General features: G+C 51.2%; 21 protein-coding genes and 1 pseudogene. 5 read left to right on the top strand and 17 right to left on the bottom strand.

The window, feature by feature from the left end; all coding sequences use genetic code 11:
- Positions 1-455: 455 nt before the first annotated feature.
- The 4 genes and pseudogenes from OEV59_01585 to OEV59_01570 all read right to left on the bottom strand — a co-directional run bounded on the left by OEV59_01585 (position 456) and on the right by OEV59_01570 (position 3,073).
- A pseudogene (locus tag OEV59_01585) lies at positions 456-860 on the bottom strand (very short patch repair endonuclease).
- Positions 860-1,783 (bottom strand): DUF4928 family protein, encoded by a 924-nt coding sequence (locus OEV59_01580; GenBank protein ID MDH4226435.1) that lies wholly within the window; start codon positions 1,781-1,783, stop codon positions 860-862. The pseudogene OEV59_01585 and the gene OEV59_01580 overlap by 1 nt, the downstream one beginning before the upstream one ends.
- Positions 1,783-2,907, bottom strand: a complete 1,125-nt coding sequence (gene dcm, locus OEV59_01575; GenBank protein MDH4226434.1) for a DNA (cytosine-5-)-methyltransferase — start codon at positions 2,905-2,907, stop codon at positions 1,783-1,785. The genes OEV59_01580 and dcm overlap by 1 nt, the downstream gene beginning before the upstream one ends.
- Positions 2,879-3,073 carry a hypothetical protein gene (locus OEV59_01570; protein MDH4226433.1) on the bottom strand — a complete coding sequence of 65 codons (195 nt, stop codon included), beginning with the start codon at positions 3,071-3,073 and terminating at the stop codon, positions 2,879-2,881. Before OEV59_01570 ends, dcm begins: the two co-directional genes overlap by 29 nt.
- 1,108 nt (positions 3,074-4,181) lie before the next feature.
- Here OEV59_01570 and OEV59_01565 point away from each other — a divergent pair.
- Positions 4,182-6,110, top strand: coding sequence for an aconitate hydratase (locus OEV59_01565; GenBank protein MDH4226432.1), 1,929 nt, complete (start codon positions 4,182-4,184; stop codon positions 6,108-6,110).
- Between the two features lie 94 nt (positions 6,111-6,204).
- Here OEV59_01565 and bioD read toward each other — a convergent pair whose 3' ends face one another.
- The 3 genes from bioD to bioA form a co-directional block, all read right to left on the bottom strand.
- Complete coding sequence (gene bioD, locus OEV59_01560; GenBank protein ID MDH4226431.1) at positions 6,205-6,888, bottom strand: dethiobiotin synthase; 684 nt, start codon at positions 6,886-6,888, stop codon at positions 6,205-6,207.
- 109 nt (positions 6,889-6,997) lie between these two features.
- Entirely contained in the window at positions 6,998-7,732 is a 735-nt protein-coding gene (locus tag OEV59_01555) for an ankyrin repeat domain-containing protein (protein MDH4226430.1), read from the bottom strand.
- A complete protein-coding gene (gene bioA, locus OEV59_01550; protein MDH4226429.1) occupies positions 7,729-9,102 on the bottom strand; it encodes an adenosylmethionine--8-amino-7-oxononanoate transaminase in 1,374 nt (457 codons plus the stop codon). The genes OEV59_01555 and bioA overlap by 4 nt, the downstream gene beginning before the upstream one ends.
- 135 nt (positions 9,103-9,237) lie before the next feature.
- Between bioA and OEV59_01545 the strand changes: the two genes are divergently transcribed.
- Positions 9,238-9,807, top strand: coding sequence for a hypothetical protein (locus OEV59_01545; GenBank protein MDH4226428.1), 570 nt, complete (start codon positions 9,238-9,240; stop codon positions 9,805-9,807).
- 80 nt (positions 9,808-9,887) lie between these two features.
- Here OEV59_01545 and OEV59_01540 read toward each other — a convergent pair whose 3' ends face one another.
- The 7 genes from OEV59_01540 to bioB all read right to left on the bottom strand — a co-directional run bounded on the left by OEV59_01540 (position 9,888) and on the right by bioB (position 18,541).
- Positions 9,888-10,457 carry a LemA family protein gene (locus OEV59_01540; protein ID MDH4226427.1) on the bottom strand — a complete coding sequence of 190 codons (570 nt, stop codon included), beginning with the start codon at positions 10,455-10,457 and terminating at the stop codon, positions 9,888-9,890.
- 106 nt (positions 10,458-10,563) lie between these two features.
- Positions 10,564-12,576: a hypothetical protein gene (locus OEV59_01535; GenBank protein ID MDH4226426.1), complete on the bottom strand. Its 2,013-nt coding sequence runs from the start codon at positions 12,574-12,576 to the stop codon at positions 10,564-10,566.
- Positions 12,577-12,746: 170 nt separating this feature from the next.
- Complete coding sequence (locus OEV59_01530; GenBank protein ID MDH4226425.1) at positions 12,747-14,804, bottom strand: hypothetical protein; 2,058 nt, start codon at positions 14,802-14,804, stop codon at positions 12,747-12,749.
- A gap of 43 nt (positions 14,805-14,847) precedes the next feature.
- Positions 14,848-15,666 carry a methyltransferase domain-containing protein gene (locus OEV59_01525; protein MDH4226424.1) on the bottom strand — a complete coding sequence of 273 codons (819 nt, stop codon included), beginning with the start codon at positions 15,664-15,666 and terminating at the stop codon, positions 14,848-14,850.
- A gap of 2 nt (positions 15,667-15,668) precedes the next feature.
- Positions 15,669-16,412 (bottom strand): alpha/beta hydrolase, encoded by a 744-nt coding sequence (locus OEV59_01520; protein MDH4226423.1) that lies wholly within the window; start codon positions 16,410-16,412, stop codon positions 15,669-15,671.
- A complete protein-coding gene (bioF, locus tag OEV59_01515; protein ID MDH4226422.1) occupies positions 16,405-17,559 on the bottom strand; it encodes an 8-amino-7-oxononanoate synthase in 1,155 nt (384 codons plus the stop codon). Before bioF ends, OEV59_01520 begins: the two co-directional genes overlap by 8 nt.
- A gap of 4 nt (positions 17,560-17,563) precedes the next feature.
- Positions 17,564-18,541 (bottom strand): biotin synthase BioB, encoded by a 978-nt coding sequence (bioB, locus tag OEV59_01510; protein MDH4226421.1) that lies wholly within the window; start codon positions 18,539-18,541, stop codon positions 17,564-17,566.
- Between the two features lie 451 nt (positions 18,542-18,992).
- On the opposite strand from bioB, the gene OEV59_01505 reads away from it, so the two are divergent.
- Both OEV59_01505 and OEV59_01500 read left to right on the top strand, forming a co-directional pair.
- Entirely contained in the window at positions 18,993-20,144 is a 1,152-nt protein-coding gene (locus OEV59_01505) for a HAMP domain-containing histidine kinase (GenBank protein MDH4226420.1), read from the top strand.
- 150 nt (positions 20,145-20,294) lie between these two features.
- Complete coding sequence (locus OEV59_01500; GenBank protein ID MDH4226419.1) at positions 20,295-21,371, top strand: tellurite resistance/C4-dicarboxylate transporter family protein; 1,077 nt, start codon at positions 20,295-20,297, stop codon at positions 21,369-21,371.
- A 1-nt stretch (position 21,372) separates the two neighbouring features.
- Here the strand turns inward: OEV59_01500 and OEV59_01495 are convergent, their stop codons facing one another.
- Together OEV59_01495 and OEV59_01490 are read right to left on the bottom strand one after the other, a co-directional pair.
- Positions 21,373-22,644, bottom strand: a complete 1,272-nt coding sequence (locus OEV59_01495) for a replication-associated recombination protein A (GenBank protein ID MDH4226418.1) — start codon at positions 22,642-22,644, stop codon at positions 21,373-21,375.
- Positions 22,645-22,704: 60 nt separating this feature from the next.
- Positions 22,705-23,310, bottom strand: a complete 606-nt coding sequence (locus OEV59_01490) for a thioredoxin family protein (protein MDH4226417.1) — start codon at positions 23,308-23,310, stop codon at positions 22,705-22,707.
- Positions 23,311-23,459: 149 nt separating this feature from the next.
- On the opposite strand from OEV59_01490, the gene OEV59_01485 reads away from it, so the two are divergent.
- The gene (locus OEV59_01485; GenBank protein ID MDH4226416.1) at positions 23,460-24,860 is read left to right on the top strand and encodes a TldD/PmbA family protein; all 1,401 of its coding nucleotides are present in this window, start codon (positions 23,460-23,462) and stop codon (positions 24,858-24,860) included.
- A gap of 8 nt (positions 24,861-24,868) precedes the next feature.
- On the opposite strand, the gene OEV59_01480 is transcribed toward OEV59_01485, so the two are convergent.
- Positions 24,869-25,516: a phospholipid scramblase family protein gene (locus OEV59_01480; GenBank protein ID MDH4226415.1), complete on the bottom strand. Its 648-nt coding sequence runs from the start codon at positions 25,514-25,516 to the stop codon at positions 24,869-24,871.
- Between the last annotated feature and the right edge of the window lie 4 nt (positions 25,517-25,520).

The following is a 25,520-nucleotide window of genomic DNA, read 5'->3' as shown; positions in this document are numbered from 1 at the left end:
TTGTGCGTGAATTTTCGATCCTCGACGTATCGGACGTGATACGCCTCTGGTCGAAAATCCCCGCACGCCTCGCCTGACGGCCAACTTGCGGGTTTATGTTTAGGCAAAGACCGCGTCCCCGTCTGACGCGAAACTTGGCGGCCTGTGGGGGTGGTGTGGGGCAGTCATTGCGAGGAGGCCGAAGGCCGACGAAGCAATCTTACCCTCGGGGTTTTTAGAGGATAAAGCTCCGGACCCCTCTCCTTAATCCTCTCCCCGGACCTTGACGGGGAGAGGGATTTTTATATTTGGGTGCAGGCCCTCGGCCTGCCCAAGGTGATTGGGGAGAGGCAGGCGTGACGCCTGCACCCGGATGTAAAAATTGGTCATTCCCGCGCAGGCGGGAATCCAGTGTCTTTAGAAGACTTGCCCCTGCGGGGCGGCTTTTGGTCTTTATCTTTTGTGATGTGGGGGGCTTTAAGGAATGAATGGAGTCGTTTGGAAAGTTTTTGTGTGTTATTGATTTCACACTCCCAGATAACAAGAATTTTCCATCCTAGTGCTTCTAGTTTGGCATGATGCAGGGTATCTCTTTCCACATTCTTCTTGATTTTATTGCCCCAATAACTAGCATTTGTTTTGGGTTTGCGGTTTCCTCTGTTGCAAGTATGTCCATGCCAGAAGCAGCCGTGGACAAAAATTATAGCTTTGCGAGAATGGAAGATAATATCGGGTTTGCCTGGAAGTTCTTTGTGATGAAGTCTAAAGCGAAAGCCGAGACGATGTAATAGCGAGCGAATTTTTAGTTCGCTAGTTGTATTTTTTCCCCGAATGCGCCCCATGATCCAGCTACGTTTTTTGGGCGAAAAAACGTCTGTCATTAGTTAATAGTAATTTTCAAGCTGGGATCGGTTTCGCATTCGTCGACAATCGTGTTGTATTCTTTTATTAGTTGTTCTATTGTTGTTCGGCGACCTGTTTGTCCGAATTTGCCAATTTCGTATATGTTCCCGGCGATGAATTGTTCGGCATCGAAAATGTCTACTCTGTCTGCAATATTTGCTTGTTTGGTAAGGTCTTCGGCAAACGCTACTCCGTGGTATCTAGTTATAATGAGTGGTTTTATGCCGCTATCAAGATTTCTTTTGCATTTTCGAATCAATGCTTCAGTTGGTGCGGTGGTTACATGTATGGCTACATCGTCAATGCGAAAATCCGCATCTTTTCCAGAAGCATTGTCTGCAACGCTGGCACCACGGTGCTGTGGTGCGGTGTCAAGCAGAAGGTTGAGTTTTGCTCCTACTAGATGTTGTAGCATTGTGCCAACGAAAGTGGAACCGCTTAGCTCTGCTTGTCGTTTTTCGGCTTGTGTCAGCAAGTCTCTTATAATAGTGCGAAAAGATTTTGATGCGTCAAATCCTAAGGTGAAAGGTTTGCTAGAAAAAAAATCTTTTACTCGCTCGACCCACCACGCTTCTAATTGCTCGAAATCTATAGGGTTTATTGCATGCAACTCGTTAAGGAAATCCACATATTGCTTCATGTTGCCAACACTACCCCTACTGGTACGTCCGCCTTCTTCGGCGAGAACACGTTCGACGCCATAATCTTTTAAAATGGATTGTACAGCGGCTTTTCCCAGTCCCATTACTTGTCCTCCGCCGTCTGTAAGTAGTTCGTCTGGGTTGAGTGGCATACCTTTTTTCTTTGCATGCCGTGTTATAACTAATGCAACGCAAAGTGCCCCTTTTCCCTTTGTGTCATATGCTTTGGCGAACTCTTCGAGTTTGCTATTTAATGTCATTAAAACCCTCTTTCTTGAATTAGCTTGGTGAGTGGAAAAAGTAAATTTTTTGCGAGATACCGTGAAACAGGTACTGCTACGGCATCACCCATGGCTTTGTAGCCATCGTTATAACTGCCTGGTAATTTGTAATGCTTAGGGGCTCCCATAAGGGCAGTAACCTCTTTAAGGGTTAGCAACCGGGTTTTTATTGTTTCGTTTTCTTTGATGACTAAAAGTTGACGACTGCTGCCACCTTCTGGAGTTCGTAAGCAGCCAGCTACGCCGTCAAAGCGTAGTTCCAAAACTTGTTTTCCGTAGCGAATACGTTTGTATCCTGGGAAAACATTTTTGTAATTTTTGGAGTTGATCATTATTTTTTCACGATGTTTTTCTGGCAATAAGCTTAAAAGATACTTTTGCTTTTGTGGTTCATCGCAAGGGGCATCGTATTCGATTAATTCGCTTAGTTCGTTTTTTCTGGTTGGTGGTTCGGGAATGTTCCACCATACCCATTTTTTGAGCTTTTTTGCCGCTCGTATAAGGGGCGGAGTGTGGCACCAGCCGGGATTATTTAGTTCGAAAAACTCTGTTGGAATGCTAGCATCAATGGCAACAATAAAAATTCGTTTCCGCGACTGAGGAACCCAGTGCGCCGCATCTAACATGACAGCCCCAACCTTATAACCGCGTTCAACTAAAGCATTGTGAAGTAATTTGTAATGTTCACCGTTGGACATCGAAACCAATCCGACGACATTTTCTGCTACTACCAGAGGCGTTTTTTGTGGTAATTCGTCCATTACGCGAAGCCATTGCCATACTAGGCCACTACGAGACGAGGAGAGCCCACCCATATTGCCTGCTAATGAAAGGTCTTGACATGGGAAGCTTCCCCAAGATAAAGAGGCTCTTGGAAGGTTGTTGCCATTAATTTTTTCTATCGGTCCTAGATTGAAAATTTTTTCATCGTGATTGGCGCAAAAAACCTTTGCTTTCTTTTTGCAGATGTCATTTGCCCACACAGTTTGAAAGAAATCTTTTAAGCCTTCGGCCACAAGTCCACTACCAGCAAAAAAATCTAAACATGCGGGCTTTGTATTTTGTGTCAAATGCTCAATTCTCTCTTTGTGCATAATTGCCATTTTTTATTACCTCAATATCTGAAACGGAATCCTCAATGAGATGCGCTACAAACTCTTGTATTGTAATGTCTTTAATGGCACATTTGATGCGTAATTGCTGATGTGTTTCTTCTGGCAATGTAATATGAACTTTTCGATTAGTGTTCGCTTTTGTAAGCTTTTTCATGGGGTACACCTCGGTTAAGCTTTTTACTTTTAGAGCAGTTTTGTACCAATGGTAAAAACATACCTTAGGTATGACGGCTTGTCAATGGTGATTATGTTTATAGTGTTTTTTAAAAACCGTCCAGTTTTATGCCAGACGAGGAAATGGCGGTTTTTTCGCAGAGAGGTTTATCTCTCCTATAAAAATTCCTTATAAAATTCCTCTCCCCAATCACCTTGGGGAGAGGATAAAGGTGATGGGTACGGTGCTATGTCTTATAAAAAACCGGGGTATGGGGCTAAGCGACGGGCTTAAGCGGGCCGCATAAGGGGCGGACGTATTGCCGGGGTCGCATGAGCGAAGCGATTTAAGCGGGGCAATACGTGAGGCGGTTATGCGGCGGGGTCGCAGCCCTCGCACGCCCCATACCCGAAAGCCGCCCCGCAGGGGCAGATATTTTAAAAATGGATTCCTGCTTCCGCAGGAATGACAAAGTGTATAGTGACGAGATCCTGAAACAAGTTCAGGATGACAGCAAAAATAGGATTGCTTCGCCGCGTTGCGGCTCGCAATGACGACATTACAGCGACACTGGATTCCCGCCTGCGCGGGAATGACAAATGTTTATATTTGGGTGCAGGCCCTCGGCCTGCCGGGAATGACAAATGTTTACATTTGGGTGCAGGCCCTCGGCCTGCCGGGAATGACAGACACGAAGGATGAGATTGCTTCGCCGCGTTGCGGCTCGCAATGACGACATTACAGCGATACTGGATTCCCGCCCAGAGGAGAGCGGGAATGACGGGAGTGGGGCGGGGCGGCGGCGGTCTTTTCCCCCCTCCATAAACCGCCCAGTTGGCGGTCAGGCGAGGCGTGCGGGCATTTTTGCTCCGCAGTCGTATCACGTCAGATACGTCGAGGAAGCAAAAATGAACGCCAACGAAGCATCACCGTCAAATCGGCGGTTTCCCTCCAATGCTATTGACTTTTATGATGGATTAATGTAACTTATTTGTCCTCTGTTTCGCCCCCAGACTTCCTTCAGGAACCCGGGGCAATTCAGGGAAAACGCAGGGAAAACACATACATTTTAACCACCCTAAACCATATATAAGGAGGGCTTCAGAACGTGGGAAAGAATATTACGCAAAAGATAATAGACAGCCATCTCGTAAGCGGCACGCCTAAGGCAGGCAACGAAGTGGCTATCCGTATCGACCAGACCATCACGCAGGACGCTACCGGCACCATGGCGTACCTTCAGTTCGAGGCAATGGGCGTGCCAAAGGTCAAGACCAAGCTCTCTGTCAGCTACGTTGACCACAACACGCTCCAGTACGGAGGATTCGAGAACGCCGACGACCACCGTTTTCTTCAGACCATAGCCTCCAAGTACGGCATCATGTACTCGAGGGCAGGTAACGGCATCTGCCACCAGGTGCATCTTGAAAGGTTTGGAAGGCCCGGCGAGACGCTTCTTGGCTCCGACTCCCACACCCCGACATCCGGCGGCCTCGGCATGATGGCCATGGGTGCAGGCGGCCTTGACGTAGCGGTTGCCATGGGCGGCGGCGCGTTTAACCTGATATTCCCGAAGGTAGTGCAGGTAAAGCTTAAGGGCAAGCTTAAGCCGTGGGTGTCGGCAAAGGACGTAATACTTGAACTACTAAGGCGCTTGACCGTTAAGGGCGGCGTTGGCAAGGTATTTGAGTACGGCGGCGACGGTGTAGCTTCACTCTCGGTACCAGAGAGGGCCGTTATCACGAACATGGGCGCGGAGCTTGGCGCAACTACTTCCATATTCCCAAGCGACAAGAACACAAAGGCATTCCTTGCCGCGCAGAAGAGGCCAAAGGATTATAAGGAGCTCATCGCCGATAAGGACGCTGAGTACGACGAGGTAATCGAGATCGACTTGGCAAAGCTCGAGCCCATGATAGCCCAGCCGCACAGCCCGGATAACGTGTGTAAGGTAAAGGAAATCGAGGGCATGAAGGTAGACCAGGTCAACATCGGCAGCTGCACCAACTCCTCGTATAACGACCTTATGGTCGTTGCCGAGGTCTTAAAGAAGGGTAAGCACAAGGTAAACCCGAACGTCAGCACAACGGTATCGCCGGGAAGTAAGCAGGTGCTCGACATGATAGCGCATAACGGAGCCCTCGCAAGCCTTATCGAAGGCGGCGTGAGAATACTCGAAGCAACATGCGGCCCGTGCATAGGTAACGGCCAGTCGCCGCCCTCGGCTTCGGTATCGCTTAGGACATTTAACAGGAACTTCGAAGGCAGGAGCGGCACCAAGGACGCAAAGGTGTTTCTCTGCAGCCCGGAGGTCGCAATCGCAGCGGCAATTACCGGTAAGATAACCGACCCGAGGAAGCTCGGGAAGTACCCGAAGATAAAGACCCCGAAGACCTTCCTCGTTGACGATTCGATGGTGTTAACGCCTTCGAAGACCCCGGATAAGGTCGAGGTCATGAGGGGCCCGAACATTCAGCCGCTTCCGGTGCAGGCGAAGCTCTCTGACAGCATACGCGGCAAGGCGCTAATAAAGCTTGGCGACAACATCACGACAGACCATATCACTCCGGCAGGCACGTGGCTAAAATACAGAAGCAATGTGCCTAAGTACTCGGAGTCGGTATTCTCGGCAATAGATGCCAAGTTCCACGAGAAGGCAAAGGCCGCGAAAGGCGGCTTTGTCATCGGCGGAGAGAACTACGGCCAGGGGTCTTCGAGAGAGCACGCAGCGCTTTGCCCGATGTATCTTGGCATAAAGGCCGTCATCGCAAAGAGCTTTGCGCGTATCCATAAGGACAACCTCGTGAACTTCGGCATCATGCCGCTTACGTTTGCGAACGCGGCTGATTACGATTCCATCTCGGATGGCGACGAGCTCGAGCTTTCGGGCCTGACAAGCGGCCTTTCGAAGGACACGGTGACACTTAAGAACGTCACCAAGGGTAAAGAGATAAAGCTAAAGCACGGCTTTACTCCTCGCCAGGTGGAGCTTATCCTCGTAGGCGGCACGCTAAACTACACCAAGGGCGCTGCTTAAGAGACAAGCATAGACTGTAAAAGGACCGCGGCCCTTTGCCTCATGGCAAAGGGCCGCGTTGTTTTTGTGGTGCGCGCTTTTGCGCGCGCGAATCTTAGAGCGAAGCCTGGGTGAATATTTTTGCCGCTTTTTCTTCGGGGTGGTCTTTGTCGATTATGTTTGGCATCTCGCCGATGATGCGTACTCCGCGGCTTCTTAGCTCCTGGCAGTTGTGCATGCGGCTGTCGTCAAGTAAGCCGTCCGGATGGTTTAGCACAACGCCGTTTACCTTGATGTCCATGCTCTCTGCGTGGCGTATGGTAAGGAGCGTGTGGTTTATGCAGCCAAGCCGCGAGCTGGATACGATGATGATTGGAAGGCCAAGGTATTTTATCAGGTCCGCCATTGTCGCGTCCTCGTTTAGCGGTACAAGGATGCCTCCGGCGCCCTCGACTATGACCACGTCCGCTTGCGTCGCGATTTCGTTATAGCACTTCTTGATTTTCTTTAGGTCTATGGTAATGCCTTCGAGCCTAGATGCTACCGACGGCGCAAGGGGTTCTTTGAAGCGGTACGGGTTTATTAGGTCAAGAGGCGCGTCGAACCCCGAGGCGTCCTTTAGCATAAGGGCGTCTGCGGGAATGAGCTCTCCGTTAGAGCCCTTGCACCCGGTCTCAACCGGCTTCATCACGCCGACTTTTTTACCCGCTGCCCTGTATGCCGAGGCAAGGGCGCATGCAACGAATGTTTTTCCGACTTGGGTATCTGTGCCTGTTATGAAGATGCCTTTGGGGCCCATAAGATTTCTCCGTTTGTGCGGCTGGTTTAGATAAAGCCCTTCTTTTACGCCAAAGTGTAAAACGTTTTTGTCAGCTTATAAATACATTATAGCAAAGATTTTTTATAGTTCAACGAGGCTGCTTGGCTGCTTCGAGGAGTTCGACGATGTCGGTGAGCCCTTTTCTCTTAGCCAGGGTTAGCGGCGTATTGCCGCTGTTGCTCATTATGTCAGTGTCGGCATTGCTTGCGATGAGAATGCTTGCGATCTCGGCGTTGTTGTTTTCGGCTGCGCCGTGGAGCGGGGTTTCTCCGTTTTTATCTTTTGCGTTCGGGTCCGCGCCGTTATCGATAAGTATTTTTACAGCCTCCGTGTGCCCGGCGCGTGCCGTTATGTGGAGCGCGGTAAGCTTGTTGTTGTCTCGTGCGCCGACGTCGGCTCCTTTCGATGCCAGCCGCCGCAGCGTTTCCGGGCGCCCTTTAAGTGCGGCATTATGCAGCACAGTGGTGCCGGTCTTGGTTTTGGCGTTTATGTCCGCGCCGTTTGCGATAAGAAGCGAGGCTATGTCCGTGCGGTTTGCGCGCACCGCAATGTGCAGCGGCGTTGTTCCGTCTTGCATTTGGGCGTTTACGTCCGCGTTCTTCGATATAAGTAGTTCGGCAATATCCTTCTGCCCGAAAAATACAGCCATGTGAAGCAGCGTGACGTTGTTATCGAATTTTGCGTTTACGTCTGTTGCCGGCTCCTTTAGAAATTTTTCTGTTTTTGCTTTGTCGCCTTTTTCCACTGCATCCGCAATGCCGTCGGCAAATGCAGGAGGTGCGGCAGTGAGAAGCACGAAGAGCAGGGTAAGTAGCTTTTTCATGGTGTCCTTTGTCCGTACATGTCATGCCGGTGCAGGACCTTTTTGATGGACTTATGCAGTACCGACAGGATAGTTTTTAGTTCCGCAGCTTTTATGGAAAGCGGCGGTATGATGATTATGGTGTCGTTTATCGGGCGTATGATTACGCCCATCTTCTCGGCCTCGCTGCATACGCGCCTTGCGACGCGAAGCCTGGCAGGGAAGGGCTGCTTTGTTTTCTTGTCCTTTACGAGCTCTATTGCAGCCATCATGCCGCATTGCCTCACGTTGCCGACGTGCGCCATGCCATTGAAGGCCGCGAGGCCGTCTTTGAGGAGCTTGATTTTCGGCGTGAGTTTTTTTATGGTCTGTTCTTTTTTGAATATGTCGAGGCTTGCGATAGCGGCGGCGCACCCGAGCTGGTTTCCTGTGTACGTGTGGCCGTGGTAAAAGGCGTCCGGGCTTTCCTTTGTCCCGAGAAATGTTTTATAAATTGCCTCGGTCGTAAGTGTCGCGGCTAGCGGCAGATAGCCTCCGGTTAGCCCTTTGGCAAGACAGAGAAAATCAGGCCTTACGTCCTCGTGCTCGCAGGCAAACATCCTTCCTGTGCGGCCAAAGCCCGTGGCCACTTCGTCCGCGATAAGAAGAACGCCGTATTTTTTCGTTAGCCGCCGTATCTCTTTTAAAAAGCCAGGTGGCGAAGTGACCATGCCTGCTGCGCCCTGGATAAGCGGCTCGATTACGCAGGCAGCGATTTTTTTGCCGTGCTTTTTAAGAATTTTCTCGAACTCCGCTACGCAGGCGAGCTTGCACGACGGATACTCCTTTTTTAGAATGCAGCGGTAGCAGTGCGGGTACGGCGCCCTGAAACTGTCGAACATGAGCGGCTTATAGCGTCCCACGAACTCGTCTATCTCTCCGACACTCATCGAACCAACGGTATCGCCGTGGTACGCGCCGGTGAATGCTATGAACTTCGTCCTGCCGGATTTGACTCCGGCGTAAAAGGCCATCTTTAGCGCTATTTCAACGGCAGTTGAGCCGTTGTCGGAGTAAAATACCTTTGTAAGCCCCTTTGGCGCTATTTTTACCAGGCGCTTTGCAAGCTCTATGGATGGTACGTTAGAATACCCGAGCAGCGTGGAGTGTGCGATCTTGTCCAGCTGTTTTTTTATCGACGCGTTTATTTCCCTTTTGTTATGGCCGTGGACGTTTACCCATAAAGACGAGAATGCGTCGATGTAGCGTTTGCCTTCTGTGTCGATGAGGGTAGAGCCAACACCTTTTTCTATGACAACGGGCGTTGAGCTTTCCCATTCGAGCATCCGTGTAAACGGATGCCAGATAAGACGTTTGTCAGCTGCCCTGAGTTTTGCGCTCTTTGAATGCATACGCCGTAGTTTAGCATTTCCCGGGTATTTAGACAAGAAAGCGGATACGGCTTGAACATGCGCGCTTATCGTGGTATATGGAATGGGCCGGTGTTGCAGAGGCACGAGAACGTTATAATCCGGTAAGGAGGTTTTATGGTCTTTTATACGGCAAGAAGAATGTTTGTTTTTACGCTGACAGCGATGCTCGCTGCTGTTTTGGCAGGGTGCGCTTCTGCTCCTGTCAAGGAGGAGAAGCAGAGCGCGCCTGGAAATGTTTACCGGAACGCCGAGCACGGGTTTTCAATAACTTTCCCCAAGACATGGGGCTTCAAGGAAAACATGTACGATACTATAGTCATAGGCGTGAGCCCAAGGGAGAACGATGCCGATAATATGACAGAGAACGTGAACGTTCTTACAGAGAAGCTCTCGGGCGAGATTATGACTGTGGACGCATACATGAAGGCTGCGGACGCCGGCATAGCAACCAAGGTCACGGATTATGCCAGGCTCGACAGCGGCAGTCTGCTTATAGACGGCAACCAGGCAGGGTGGATGGTCTACAGGCACGTGTATGAGGGCGCAGAGTACAAGGCGCTTATATACGTGATATTGCATGGCGCCAAGGCCTTTGTCGTTACATGTACGGCCACACCCGATAGTTACGCCGGTTACGAGGGAACCTTCAGGACGATAGCCGAGAGTATCAGGTTCGACAAATAGGGCTTTTACTTTGACTGAAAATGAAAAGGCCGACGCATGAAGCGCCGGCCTTTTGTTTTTGCGTTCTACGAAGCGATTTTTTACATTGAGAACTTTATTGGTTGATTCTCTCGTTCCGCGGGGTTTATCTTCCAGAGCTCTTTTGCCTTGTATCCCAGAAGCGCGGCTACGATAACGTCCGGGATCTGCTCTATGCGTATGTTGTAGATGTTGACGCTGTCGTTGAAGAGCTCTCTTCTGTCCGATATCTCGTTTTCGAGCTCCGAGACGCGGCCTTGGAGCTGCCTGAAACCTATGTCGGCCTTCAGCTCCGGATAGTTCTCGCTGACCGCAAAGAGGCTCTTTAGTGTCTGCGAGAGGAAGTTCTCTGCCTGCCCCTGCTCGGCCACTCCGTGGGCGTTCTGTATGGCGGCACGCGCCTTGGTGACCTTTTCAAGGGTCTCTGCTTCGTGCTTCATGTATCTTTCGCACACGGCAACGAGCTTTGGTATTTCGTCGAAGCGCTGCTTCAAGAGGACGTCGATGTTGCTCCAGTTCTTCTCGACGTTGTTTTTTACCGTGACGAGCCCGTTATATATGCTCACGGCGTAGAACAGCATGGCGATGAAAATAAGCGCGACGGCAACGATTATCGCAAGTGTGATGCTCATTTTCGTATCCTCCTTTTGTCTCAGGCCGTCAGGCCGGGTAGTTCTGTCTGCTTTCTAATATATACTTGACTGCGCCCAATTGCAACGGAAAATAGATGCCTGGCGGTTATTTTTGTGGGAAAAACTTTATGGCGTATTTGGCGATCTCCTGCGCGATATCCGGGTGCAAAAGAATCAATGTGCTGGTACTTACGAGCAGTATTCCTGTGGCAAGCAGAAATGGTATCTTGAGCCCGATGGACTCGATAATCTTGTTTTCGGGTTCGGTTGAGATATAGAAGAGCCCGCCATGTGGATGTTCGCCGATGACAACCGAATCTTTTGCGTTTTTTTCTTTGGTGGCTTCGGCGTCAAGTTCCTCGTCGATGTGCTTTGCGATATCGTAGCATTCGTGTGCATCGATTTTGCTATCGTTATTTTTGTCGAACATTGCCATCTTCTTCTGGTCGGCCTTTAGTTTCCTCAGTTTTGCGAGTTTCTTTTCTGTTCTCTTTTCGGCAGATTCCTGTGTTCTGTGCGCATAACCTTTTACATAAAGGTTTGTCCCGGGCCTGATGATGGTTTCGACCACTTTGTCCCCGTATTTTTTAAGCGATTCAAGTTTCGCTCGCAGCCGCCAGCTGGAAAATGTTTTTTCAAGTTCTGTCTGCAGGATGGCGCCTTTTGGCAGCACTAGGGCTTTGCCGCTGTCGTCCTCTATTATGAAGGGGACGTTGCCGCTATAGCCGACCTCTATGATTGTTTCGCGCGGAAGATCGGTTGTGTATATTTCGTATTTGAAGTACACGCATGTTCTTTTTGAGAACGGGGCTTTAAGAAGGTAGTGCATTCTTGCGGTACCCTGCACCTCGACCTCGCCCATGGGCATGGTGCCGATTTTGCTTGTCGGGCAGTTCTCTAAGTCGCGCTTTCTTTTTATGAGCACCAGAGAGTGCGAAAACATGACAAGCCCGAGCGATAGGAGGCCAAGGAATACCGGAATGGAGTTTTTCGTGAATAACACTATGACGGGCGATAGGACGAGGAGGCTCAACGTGACAGATGTCCATCTGCCGTACCATGTCGGTCTCATTAACGGCGCTGCCCAGGGGACGCGGTTTAGTATGGAGCCGTCTATGCTGCGGTCCATTATTATGGCCCCAGGTATTGCTTCTTGGGCTTTATTTATTTCATCCATGAAAGACGTTTCTTGCGGCAAGGCCGTTTTTTGGGCGGCATTTTCAGTGTCAAAAGGCGGCGGTGTCGGTATTTTTATCTCTATCTCCTCTTGAAACAACGGCCCTGTTATGAGAAGTCCGTCAAAGGCCGCAAGCGGCGAATAATGGTCTGTCAGCAGTATCGCTTCCATTTCCGAGAAAAGCCCGTTCTTTGCGCAAAGGAGTATGAAGCGTGAGTAAAGCCTGAAGTCCTTAGTCGAGTCGCCATGAATAAAGGGCAGCGATGTGTCGCCAAAGTATGCGTCGAGGAGGAAAAGGTCGGCGCTATTGTTTATCATTTCGAGAATGACCGGGAAGTTCTGTTCCGCGTCGTTATTTTTACAGCGGACGAGACCGGTAAAGTCGAAGTGTGTTGAGTCTATCTCGATTGGTGTGTCGCTGCTTGCGCTGAATACTGTCATCATGGGGGACATTGCGAATATGCACTTTAAAAGGTCTTCGGTTGGCTTTCCGGCTTTGCCGCCCGCCGCGGCCTTGGTAATGCTCTCTTGTTTCAAGTCCTCGGTTTTTTGCGCCGTGAGCACGGCTATGCACAGCGTTGTTTGGTCTATCGTCAGTATGACTTCTCCTTTATTGTTCAGAAGGCTTATTGTCTCGCCTTCGTCTTTTATGTATGCCGCACGTATAGGGGGTGGAGCGGTGTTTATGTCTCCATCGTGTATCACGGTGGCAAGGTATTTGTCTGCCCGTAAAGCTGATGCCAGATCCATCAGTTTCTTGCCGTCAGTCGATGAGAGCAGTATTCTGGGAGAGAAGCCGGTCATGCTCCGGAGTATGTCGCCTTTTTTGAGGCCGGTTATGGTTGTGAGTTTGTCAAGGTGCTTTGCTACGGTATCTGGCTCAGCCGATACCGGGCGCACAACAAGATGGAAGAGGTCGTGCTGTCTAAAGGTGGCTTGCATGGCAAAATTGTACCAAAGAGTTGTTTTAAAATAAAGAATCTTCCCGTTGTTCCATGGGGCAGGGCAGCGTATCTTTATGCAGTATTTGCCGCTGTTACAATCGTTATCGATATTCTTGATGCGTTTTTAGACGCGTCCGATTGCAACGGAAAATAGATGCCTGGCGGTTATTACCGGAAGAATTCCATGATGTATTTTGCAATCTCCTGCGCGATGCCAAGCTGTACGATAAAAAATATGCCGGTACTTGTCAGCAGTATCCCTCCGCCAAGGAGAACCGGTATCTTGAACTTCATGGAAGATAAAAGTTCTTCTTCCGACTTATCCGAGATATAGAAGAGCCCGCCCGATGGGTGTTCGCCTATGGCCACGGCGTCCTTTGCGCTTCCTTCTTTCATAACCTCGGCCATGAGCTCGTCATCCAAGTGCTTTACCGCCGTGTCCCATTCGCTTGAATTCAGTTTGCCGTCGTTATCTTTGTCGAACTTCGCCATCTTCATGGGGTCTGCCTTAAGTTCCTGGAGCTTGGCGAGCCGCTTTTTCGTTTTTTCCTCGGCAGAGGACTTTCTCCTGTGCGCGTACCCTTTGACGTAGAGGTTCGTTCCGGGGGTAACGATTGTTTCAACAATTTTATCGCCTGTTATCATCCTTGCGGCAAGGAGTTGCTGATACTGCGAACCCGAGTACGTGCTCTTGAATCCGGCATGAAGGAGCGCGCCCTTGGGTAGCACCTGTGTTGTTCCGCTCTCGTCTTCTATGATAAACGGGACGTTGCCGCTGTAGCCGGATTCTACGAGCACTTCTCTGGTGGATTTATTTGAGCGCACTACCTTGTATACTTCGTAGCGAAAGTGCACGCATTCGACAAGCGAGAACGGGGCCTTTAGAAGGTAGCGCATCCTGGCAGTGCCCTGCACCTCGACCTCGCCCATGGGCATGGTGCCTATCTTGCTCGTCGGGCAGTTCTCGAAGTCGCGCTTTCTTTTCATGAGCACCAGAGAGTGCGAGAACATGAGAAGCCCGAGTGATATCACGCCTGGCAGCGCGATGGCCGGTTCTTCGCCCTGGAATGCTATTGCTAGAGACAGTGTGGCGATGCTTATGTTAATGGCGCTCCAGAGGGCATACCATGTCGAGCGCATAAACGGCGCGGCCCACGGCGCGCGAGAGAGAACGTAGCCCTTTAAGGAGAAAATGCCGGGACGCTCTACTATCACGGCCTCTGGAAGTATGGCCACCGCGGCCTCCATAGCGCCACCGGCTGCCGCAGTCTGCGGCGCTGCGCCTTGCTGCGCGGTTATCTTCTCAGCGATGCTCGCACTGCCGGGAATCGGCTGCTGCTGCGCTGTTTTTGCGTCCATCTTTCCCGTGACAAGCGGCCCTATCATGAAAAGCCCGCCGAGGGCGGCTATGTGCGATTGTCCTTTTATCTCGACCGTGGATTTTATCTCCGCAAACAGCCCGCCCTTTGCGCAAAGGAATATGAAGCGCGAGTACAGGGGAAAGCTCTTTATGGTCTCGTCCGGTAGAAACGGCAGAGAGGTCGCGCCAAATCCTGTGTCCAGAAGCAGCAGCGCTACGCGGCTTTTTATTTTTCCGAGTATGACCGGGAAGTTTTGTGAGGCAGCGCCCTTATTTTCGCCCTCGAGGCTCGTGAAGTTGAAGCGCGTTGAGTCTATTTCTATCGGCGTGTCGCTTCCTGCCGTAAATATGGTCATCACCGGGTGCATTGCGAAGATGAAGCGCAAGAGGTCCTCTTCGGATATCGAGGCCTTGCCGCGCGATGTTACTGCCATAAAGCGCGCCTGCCGTAAGTCCTCTATCTTCTTTGCCGTGAGCGCCACTACACATCTGCTCGTTTTGTCCAGGGAGAGAAGCGTCTTGCCGTTTATGTCAAGGAGGCTTATTACGCCGCCTTCGTCCTTCATGGACTTTGCCGCGATGGGGGCCGGGCCTGCCTTTATCTCACGTTTGTGTATAACGACGGCAGGGTACTTGTTGGAGCGAAGTGCGGAGGCTATCCTCGCAAGCTCCTTGCCGTCGGTTGCAGTATGCAGCACGCGCGGTGATGTTCCGGTCAGGCGGTGTTTTATGTCGGCCTTATTTAGGCCCGTTAAGTTAGCGAGCTCGTCGAGGCGAGTTTCAACGATTGCGGGCTCTGCGGATACAGGGCGCACGGCAAGGTAGAATAGATCTTGTTGCTCGATAGGGTCTTGTGTTGCCTGCATTGTTGGATTTTACCACTAAGCGGGTGGAAAATTAAGTATATTTTTATGTTTTGCTGATAGGGTCTTTTACGGCCGTTACGAAGTACACCTCGTATGTCGCCATGATGGATGTCTTGTCAGGGGAGGGGAACCTTTCGGCGTAGACACGCGAGGCTTCCTTTAAAAGCGCAGGGCTAGTGAACACGGCCTTTTCCGGGTCTGCCGGAGCGATTGCGCCGATTTTCTTTAGCGTCAAGAGCAGCTCGTTAAAGCTTCTGTACGCGCGCTTTCTTGTGCTTCGTTCCATGTGTATGCCCGAAAACCCGGCCTTCGAAAGAGCGGTCTCGATGTCAATGGCTGCGGCGAAGTTATCGGAGCTCGGCATTCTGGCATCCTTATCTGTTGCGAGTATCGCAGCGCCGATACTTTCCCTTAGCTCGCGCATGGTATCCGGGCCAAGTGTCGAGAACGCGAAGCGGCCGCCGGGCCTTAGCACGCGCTGTGTTTCCCTGAAGGCCGCGCCAATGTCCGCTGCCCACTGATACGACAGGCTCGAGAGAGCGGTATCAAAGCATGATGCGGCAAACGGGAGCCTTTCGAAATCCGCGGTAACGAGCATGTTGGAGCTTCCGTTTAGCTTCTCCTTTGCGACCTTTAGCATGTCTTCTGCTATGTCAGTTGAGAAGACGTTTATGTCCGGCCATTTCTTCTTTAGAAGCCTTGCGACCGCTCCCGTGCCTGAGCCGATGTCAAGCGTTAGCCCGGGGTGTGCGTCGATTAGCTCGGCAAGCTCTGCGGCTATTTCCTTTTGAAATGACGCGTGGCGGTCGTATGTGGCGGCTGCGCGCGAGAATGATTTTTTTACAAGCAGTTTGTCGAACATTTTTAGATACCCTTTAAAAACGCCTTTATCGCGCCGATAAAGGTTTCTTCCTCTGTCAAAAACGGCGCGTGCCCCGCGCCCTCGATAATAACGTGCGTTGAATTCTTTATCTTTTTGTGCAGCCAGACCGAAGCCTCAAGCGGAACTACCTCGTCAGCACTTCCGTGAATAAGGAGGGTCGGGACATTTATTTTTGCAGCGTCATCTTTTAAGTCTGTTTCCATAAGCGCGGTGAGGGCGTTTGTAACTCCGTTATAGTCGAAGCCACCCGATGTCTCGTATTTTTCGATAAAGGTCTTTGCCGCATTTGTTTCCATTTCTTCGGGCGTGAAGTTCAATCTGTAAAAGCGTTTTAGTGTGGCAGCCGGGTCTTTTTGCATGTCAACGCGCATTCTTCTTGTAAGCGCCCGGCTCTGCGCGAACTCGAAGCCTTCGCGTTTTACAAACGACGGTGTCGGTGCAATAAGGATAAGGGCCTTTAAGTTAATAAGCCCGTCTGCCGCTGCCTTCATTAATACCTTTGCCCCAAGCGACCAGCCGATGCCGATTGCAGGTGAGGCGCCGGCAGCTTTTGTAAGTGCCGCGAGCGCAGGAGCGAGTGTAGGCGAATCCCATGCGGCGGCCGCTTTGCTTTCGTGCGATGGCAGGGTAAGCGTGGCAGCGCCATCCATGCTGTTTTTTACGCCATCCCACACGCGTGCATCCGTTGCCCAGCCGTGCACGAGTATTTTCTTTACGTCAGCCATGTAGCGTCTCTTTTACTGCTATAGCTGCCTTGATTATATCTTCCTTAGAGTGCGCGGCACTTACGGTGATTCGAAGTCTCGATGTGCCATCCGGCACGGTCGGAGGCCGCACTGCCTGTATGAAAAACCCCTTTTCAAGGAGCGCTCTGCTCGCAGTCGCGCATTTTTTAGCGTCGCCGGCATTTACCGGTATTATCTGCGTTTCGCTCTGCATGGTATCGAGGCCGTGCTTTTCAAGCTCCGCGCGCATCAGGGATGCGTTCTCCTGTAATAGCTTCACAAGCCCCGGTTCTTTTTCTATTATCTCTATTGCCTTTACGGCAGAGGCGCAGATCGACGGCGGCAGGGAGGTCGTAAACACGAAGCTCCTTGCGCTGTTTATAAGAAGCTCGATTATTTTTTTGTCGGCGGCTATAAAGGCCCCGAACGTGCCAAGCGCCTTGCCAAGCGTGCCCATCTGTATGATGCGCTCGTTGTGTTCTATGGCGAAGTGTTCGAGCGAGCCTCGTCCTGCTTTTCCGAGTGTTCCGGTAGCGTGCGCGTCGTCGATGTAGAGAAGGGCGTCGTATTTTTCGGCAAGCAGCGCCATGTCCTTGATTGGCGCAATATCGCCGTCCATGCTAAATACCGAATCCGTTATAATGAGCTTTTCATTCGCCTTGGATTTTTTCAGCGTATCTTCGAGCGAATTCATGTCAGCGTGGCTGTAGCGCGTGAGTTTTGCACGGCTCAGAATGCAGCCGTCAACGATGGAGGCGTGGTTCAGTTTATCGGAGAAAATCTCGCCGTCCCTTCCTATTAACGCGGGTATTGCCCCTGTGTTTGCCGCGTACCCGGAATTAAATAGAAGCGCTGCCGTGGTTTTCTTGAATGTCAGGATTTTCTCTTCGAGTTCTGTGTGCGGCTCCATCGTGCCAGATATCAGGCGGGCAGCGCCGCTTCCTGCGCCGTACTTTTCCGTAGCCTTTATGGTGGCCTCTATTACGCGCTTATCCTTTGATAGACCGAGGTAGTCGTTCGAGCAGAAAAGAAGGGCGTCTTTGGTGTCTATGGATACGCGCACTGCGTCATGGAACACGGTAGTCCTTAGCGTGCGTCTAAGTCCCTTTTCGTCGATTTCAATGAGAACTTTTTCGATGCGCTCCACGGCGTTACTTTCCCCTGGGCCGAAGCCCCAGGTCCTTTAGCATTGCCATGTCGTCCTCAACCGGACTGCCTTTTGTGGTGAGGTAGTTGCCGACCATCATGCCGTTTGCGCCGGCTGCGAATATGAGGGGCTGAAGGGTTTTAAGGTTCACCTGCCTGCCGCCGCAAACTATTATATCGTTTGCAGGCATCATCAGACGAAATAGCGCGATTATGCGAAGGCATTCCTCGGGGGTCAGGTTTTTTGCGCCTTCTAGCGGCGTGCCCGGCCTCGGGTTTAAGAAGTTTATCGGCACGCAGTCGGTTCCAGCGTCCTTTAATGTCACGGCAAGCTCGACTCTGTCGTCCCAGGACTCGCCAAGGCCGAATATCCCGCCCGAGCACACGTAGAACCCGAGCTTCTTTGCGCGTTTTATGGTGTCTAAGTCTTCATCGTAAGCATGTGTAGTGCAGACCTTCGGGAAAAAGCTTCTCGATGTCTCGAGGTTGTGGTGGTAGCTGTGCAGCCCCGCTTCTTTTAGAGAGAGCAGGGTTTCCTCATCCATTATGCCAAGCGAAGCACAGCTCTCGAGCCCGGTTTCCGTATTTATTTTCTTGATTGCGCCGCGAAGCTTTTCTACGTCCGAGCCTTTCGACACCTTCGTGCCGCTTGTGACTATCGAGAACTCTCTTGCTCCGCCTCTCGCAGCCTCCATTGCTTTTTCAGCTATTTCGTCGGAGGAGAGCATCGGGTACTCGGGGCTATTGGCTAAGTACTTTGCCGATTGCGCGCAAAATGAACAGTCTTCCTTGCAAAGCCCGCTCTTTGCGTTCACTATGCCGCAGAGGTTTATCTCCACACCTTTATGAAAGCGGCGTATGGCGTCCGTAACAGTAAGCAGGGCAAACATATCGGCCTCTTTGGCTGCTCTAAGCGCGTCCTTTGCATCCAGTCCAACGGCCTTCTCGCCAAGAGCCCGAGCTTTTTTTAGTAGTTCGTGCATGTCCGTAATTTTTACCACATGCCCGTATCATTGTCAACCTGTATGATGTAAGGGTTGACAATCGAGGCGCCATATCCTCCAACAAGCTGATTTGATTCAGTTTATCAGTATGAAGCTTAAGCGGCAGTAGCTGTTAAAGGTGCACGATCAGAGATAAAGACAAACAGAACCTGTATTTACCATACTGCGCATGTCGGTATATCTATTTGTATTTAAAGGATATTTTTGCGTAGCAGCTGCTGTTTGGTAATAGAGTGTTTTTTACAAGCCGATGGTTGTATGGCATATATACAGGGCTGATTAATAAATAGCAAAAATTATAAGTTAGAACAATTCAAAATATCCTTCAGAAACACGGTGTTGTGCACAAATGGGACAACCTTGTTGTATTTGTGCTATTTTTTGCCTTGCATTTCAGGTTTTATTTCTATAGAATAGTTCATGTTGCAATATGAGCGATAAAAGAGAGACATATTTCGCATCTGCAGAGCGGAGCACGGATAAGGAACTCGAAAGAGATATCACGTTCGTTGCCAACAGCGCCCTTGTAGACGGCATACTAAAGACCGTTGGCGGCATGTTCGTTGTCTTAAACGACAAGCGGCAGATAGTTGCGATAAACGACGAGATGCTAAAGGCCCTTGGCATAGAGGAAGTCAAGAAGGTCTTTGGCATGAGGCTTGGCGAGGCCATAAAGTGCATCTACTCGCACGATATGCCCGGCGGGTGCGGCACTAGCGAGTACTGCTCTACCTGCGGAGCAACGATTGCCATCGTCACGACCCTCGATAAGATAACCGGCGTTGAGAAGGACTGCTCCATCACTATCGAGCAGTCTGGCGGCAAGTCCGATATTTATTTAAGGGTGAAGACCGCGCCGCTTGAGTATAACGGGCGCACATTCTGTCTTGTTTTCATGCAGGACCTTACATATTTCAAGCGCTGGGCCGCGCTCGAGCAGGTGTTCTTCCACGACATAAGCAACATCGTAAGCTCGCTTCTTTGCACCTCGGAGCTTCTCTGGGAACAGCAAAAAGACAAGGACGGAAACCTTTCTAGCGAGTTGATGCGCATGTCGTCGTACCTCGCAAACGAGGTCTCCATGCAGCGCATGCTTGTTAACATGGAGCGCGACGTCTACAGGCCCGATATGCGCGTTATTGCGGTAAAGGACGTTGTAAACGAGCTCTTTGCCATGTATTCCAACCATGCCTCTGCCAAAGAGAAAAAGGTCTCCATAGCTCCGGTGCCAGAGGCATATATTTCGACCGACCGTTACATGATACTTAGGGTGCTTGGCAACATGCTCGTTAATGCCTTTGAGGCAAGCGAGCCGGGAGAGTCGGTTGGCTTGTCTGTAGAGGTCGTGGACGGCGAGGTCATGCTTTGCGTGACAAACAACGCCGTAATCCCCGAGCCGCTAACAAAAAGGATATTTCAGCGAAACTTCAGCACGAAGTCCGAGATAGGGCGCGGCATAGGCACATACTCGATGAAGCTCTTTGGCGAGGAGTTCCTTGACGGCAAGGTAGGTTTTACAAGCAGGAAGGGCGAGGGCACCAAGTTCTTTATCTCGCTAAAGGCCGCGGATAAGTCCGCATAAATCACGAAAACGATTTTCCAGTGTATGCCCTTTATGCCTTTAAAACGGCATAAAGGGCTGTTTTTTCCCTATACATATCCATGGGCAAAGTCCCATTAAGTGCGGCGCGGTTAATGCCGCCTTAATCTACTTGTGCTAAACTGTTCTCATATGACTACGGAAGAACTCGAACATAGGGATTGGCACGGCTATAGGCTTAAGTGGCTTCAAGGGCTCTACCCAGGCTACTTTGCCATGACCATGGCAACCGGCATAATATCGGTTGGCTTCGACGTGCTCGGCATGACGCGGTTCTCTGACTTCATGGCCGTGATGGCGCTTTTGACCTTTGTTGCCGTTTGCGGCGTGTATGCGTGGCGCATAGCGAAGTTCCCCGGGGCCGTGTGGGGCGATTTACTCAACCCCCGCCTTACCTTCAATTTTTTTACCTTTGTCGCTGCTACCTGTATCGTAGGGATGATACTCTACACGCACGGGTATGAAAAAACAGCCTTCGCCTTCTGGATACTGGCCCTTATAGCGTGGGCAGCGCTCTTGTACTGCAGCTTCGGAGTGCTCACCATATTCCACCGCGAAAAGGGCATCAATATAATGGACGGCGCGTGGTTGATCTGCATTGTAGGCACGCAGTCGCTCGTGCTCCTCGGGCTAAAGGTCATCACCGAGGTAGGCGAGTACGACAAGCTCATGATGCTTTGTCTTTTTCTTCTCTGGGGCCTGGGTCTCATGCTCTACGCCATACTGGTGGTGCTTTTTTCATACCGCATATTCTTTCTCGAGATGAAGACCGAGGACTACACCCCTCAGATGTGGGTAATCATGGGCGCAGCAGCGATAAGCGCGAACGCCGGAAGCGGCCTTGACATGGCCTCGCCGCTCATAACGGTATTATACGAGGTGCATGCCGTGATAGACGCAATCGCCCTTCTTACATGGGGCTGGGCAACGTGGTGGATACCTCTTCTTCTCGTAATCGGGTTCTGGAGGCGGTATGTAAAGGACATACCGTTTACATACGATCCGAGGCAGTGGAGCATCGTATTTCCGCTTGGCATGTATACGGTTGCAAGTTACCAGATTTCCCTTGCAGCCGAGTTCGAGCCCCTGCATCAGGTGTCGCACTACATGATATGGGCGGCGATATTCGTCTGGTCGCTTCTTATGATAGCGCTTTTGAGGCGCATTTTTGCGTGGCTTTTTCTGAAAAGGCCGGTTTCGGCAAGTTGAGCTATTTTTTTCTCTCAGGCGGTTTGTAGTATTTCTTCCCTTTAAGCTTCTCAGGCATGTAGTCCTGTTCGACCTTCGAGCCTTCGTAGTTGTGAGGGTATTTATAGCCCTTGGAGTACCCCATCTCCTTCATCATCTTCGTAGGGGCATTCCTAAGATGAAGCGGCACGGGCAGGGCGCCGTGTCGCTCGACATCCGCCTTTGCCTCGAGGTATGCCATGTACGAGGCATTTGATTTTGGAGCTGTTGCGAGGTAGGTAACCCCCTGTGCAAGAGGGATAAACCCTTCTGGCATGCCGACGAAATCAACAGAGTCCTTTACCGAGAGCGCAACCCTTATGGCCTCGGGGTCGGCGTTGCCTATGTCCTCTGAGGCGAATATGACCATCCTCCTCGCTATAAATAACGCGTCCTCGCCTGCCTCTACCATGCGCGCAAGCCAGTATAATGCAGCGTCCGCGTCGCTTCCCCGCATGCTCTTTATGAATGCAGATATGACGCCATAGTGCTCTTCGCCTGTTTTGTCATAGAGCACGGATTTTTTCTGCATTGCCTCTTTGACAGTATCTAGCGAGACAGTGCGCCTCTCTGCCTCTGGCTTTGTCATCATCACAGCGCATTCGAGGGTGTTAAGGGCTTCCCTTGCGTCTCCGTGCGAAAATGCCGCGATAAATTCGAGAGAGTCGTCCTCTATCTCGACATTTTGCGCCTTCAGGCCGCGTTCATTGTCAGAGAGCGCTGTTTTGAGAAGTGAGAGGATGTCTGAGTCGGAGAGCCGCTCAAGCGTTAGAACCTTGCACCTCGATAGAAGCGGCGCGTTAAGCTCGAATGACGGGTTCTCGGTGGTTGCGCCTATTAGCGTTATGGTGCCGTCCTCCACGTGGTGAAGGAAGGCGTCCTGCTGCGCCTTGTTGAAGCGGTGGATTTCGTCTACAAAGAGCACGGTCTTCTTGCCCTTAAGAAGGTTTATCTCTGCCTGTTTGGTTACGTCGCGAATTTCCTTTACCCCGGAAAGTACCGCCGAAAAGGACACGAACTCTGCGCCCGAGGATTCTGCTATAATACGCGCAAGTGTGGTCTTTCCGCTCCCGGGCGGGCCCCAGAGGATAAGTGAGGGCATGTCGCCGGAGGCAAGTATTTTTTTTAGGAGCTTATCCTCGCCAACGAGATGGGCCTGGCCCCTGTACTCACCGAGCGTTTTTGGCCGCATGCGTTCTGCAAGAGGGGACGGCCTGGCTGTCTTTTTTACCGGTGTCTTGTCGAAAAGTTCCATTCTTGGATTATACTATAAAGCAGGGCTTCGTAGAAGAGGGTAGGTGTTTTAAGGCGCGTCTTATTTCGATGCGTTGATTTCCGCGATGAACGAGTCCTCGCTCCAGTGCGAATTAACGCGTCTTGGCGCAGGGTTCTTTGGCGTTATTATGAAGAGAGAGGGATAATACGTTACCCCGTACTTGGTCGCAAGCGTGTACTCGTCCTTGCCTTTTTCAGGGTTTATGCGCACCTTTTTCACGTCCTTTAGCGCGTTTACTACGTCTGGCGAGCTAAGCACGCTCGATTCGAGTTTTTTACAGTACGGGCACCAGTCCGTGTAGAAGTACACGAGCACCGGCTTTTTGTGGCTCGGGCGCGAGTCCACCGCGTCGTCGTGGCCGCTCCTGCCGTTTCTCCATGTGGAATCGAGGCGGTTGTTTGTTGTCGTGGCGGACGTGGTGTTCGTAGTCGTAGAGGCCGGGGTTTTCGGGGTCTCTATTATATTGACAGTGCCGCCCTTTACCACCTCGGCCTTGGGCAGGTATTTGGGCGGGATGCTTTCCTTGTCCATGGAATAGTAGACCTCGCCCTTGTCATCGGTCCATTTATATATTTCCGCAAGGGCAGGGAGGGCCGAGATAAGCGTAATGGCAAAGGCAATTGTCAGTATGCGCAGTCTTTTCATGGTCTTTTGGGCGCCTCGTGCGCCGTGTATTTAATTATAGCTGTTATAAGGCCGATGTTCAACAGATTCCGCTATAAATATATCCTTGACCGCGTTGCCACTGCGTTGCTATACTTTTTTAGCGGCTTTACTCGCTCAAAGGAGATTTCATGACATCTGTTACAGGCAATATCGATTTTGCAAAGATTCTTAAAAAAGCCCTTTCAAGGGGCGGCTCTTTTGCAGAGGTGTATATAGAGGACACGTCGTCTACGTCAATCACCCTTGAAGAGGACAGGATAGAGAAGGTAGTTACAGGGCGCGACCGCGGCGCAGGGGTGCGCGTTATAGCCGACTTTAAGACCTATTACGCATATACCAATGATTTAAGCGACTCCTCGCTTCTTGACGTTGCCTCCACACTTGCCGCTGCGGTTGGGGACGGCGCGCCGGTAGCTGCCATGGACATGCGTAAGGTGCGCCTGGCCCCGGGGTTTGGCATAAAGAGCCCGGCAGAGGATGAAACCCTCGAGAAAAAGATACGTCTCGTGAACCTTGGCAATAAGGTGGCAAGGGGGTTCGATAAAAGGATAAAGCAGGTAAAGGTAGTATACGGCGACGGCGTTAAGAAGGTCGTAGTTGCCAATTCCCTTGGCGACCATGTCGAGGAAAATAGAAGTTCGATACTCTACCTTTGCCAGGCCGTTGCCGAAGAGGGCGGCGTCATACAGACCGGGTACGAGCCGGTCGGAGGGGTTGCGGGGTTCGAGATATTCGAGGAAACGCCGCCAGAGAAGGTCGCAGAGGTCGCGGCAAGACGCGCTGTCATGATGCTTGGCGCGAAAAAGGCTCCTGGCGGAAAGATGCCGGTCGTTCTTTCATTCGAGGCAGGCGGGACGATGATACATGAGGCCGTTGGGCACGGGCTTGAGGCAGACCTTGCGCAGGAGCGGCTCTCTGTGTATTCTGGGAAGGTCGGCGAGAAGGTCGCAAGCAGCCTCATTACGGTCATAGACGACGGCACAATACCCTTTAAGCGCGGCTCCGGGTTCTTCGATGGCGAGGGAAGCCCGACAAAGAGAACGGTGCTTGTCGAGAACGGCGTTTTGAAGACATACATGTACGACCGCCTGACAGCGATGAAGGATAATGTCGAATCTACCGGCAACGGCAGACGCGAGTCCTACCACCACAGGCCAATTGTACGCATGACCAATACGATGATAGCGCCTGGTAAGGACGACCCTGCCGCAATACTCAAGTCAGTAGATAAGGGCCTCTTTGTCAAAAAAATGGGCGGAGGCCAGGTCAATACCGTTAACGGGGATTTTGTTTTCGAGGTAACCGAGGGCTACCTTATAGAGAACGGTGTTGTCGGAGAGCTCGTTCGCGGCGCAACGCTTACCGGAAACGGCCCCGAGGTGCTAAAGAACATCGATATGGTCGGAAATGACCTTGGCTTCGGCATCGGCACCTGCGGCAAGGACGGACAGGGCGTACCGGTTGCGGATGCGCAGCCTACTCTAAGAATTCCGGATATAACCGTTGGCGGCGCGGTGGGTAAAGAGTAGGGTTGCTTTTAATTATGCCTTTCGAAGTACATGAAGTCTATTAGAAAGACCGCGCCAAGGAGCACTGCCTTTTTCTCAGCGTTTGCCGAGGTAGGGAACTCGACACCGAAGTTGTCTGCCGCAGAGAAGACCTCCTTTAGCGCGCCAGACCAGTTCTTTACTATCTTTCCTGCTTCTTTTTCGTTCTCGTTTATGAAGAATGTCCAGGGCTTGAGTATGGGGCCAAATAAGGAGTACATGGGCAGGCCCATGGCGTCCTTGACCGTGTATTTGCGCCTTAGTATCGAGAACTCCCTTTTTACCGAGCCAGCAATCCTTCCATCCGGATGAAGCACGTCGACAGAGTGGTAATAAAAACGAAAAGGCCGCTTTATTGTTAGGGTGGCCTTGCCGTCCGTATCGAGTATCTCTATTGTGAAGGGCCGCATGGATTTTAGAAATAATCTTGCGAGCCAGCCTGTTATCGAGCCGCCTGTTTCGCCGGCGATGAGCACCTCTTTGCCGCTTTCGTCGAATATGGAGTACTTATTCCTGAAGTCGAACCCGGAGAGTATCTCGCCCCATTCCTTTTTCTGCCTTATAGAGAGTTTTGCCTGCGCGTCCAATATCTTCATGGAATTCTCCTTTGCTTTGTGCCGGTAAATTCTTATAGCCATAGTA

This window comes from Deltaproteobacteria bacterium (assembly GCA_029858205.1).
In the GTDB taxonomy this organism is placed as follows: Bacteria; Desulfobacterota; GWC2-55-46; order GWC2-55-46; family DRQE01; genus JAOUFM01.
This window is presented reverse-complemented; position numbering and strand designations above follow the sequence as displayed.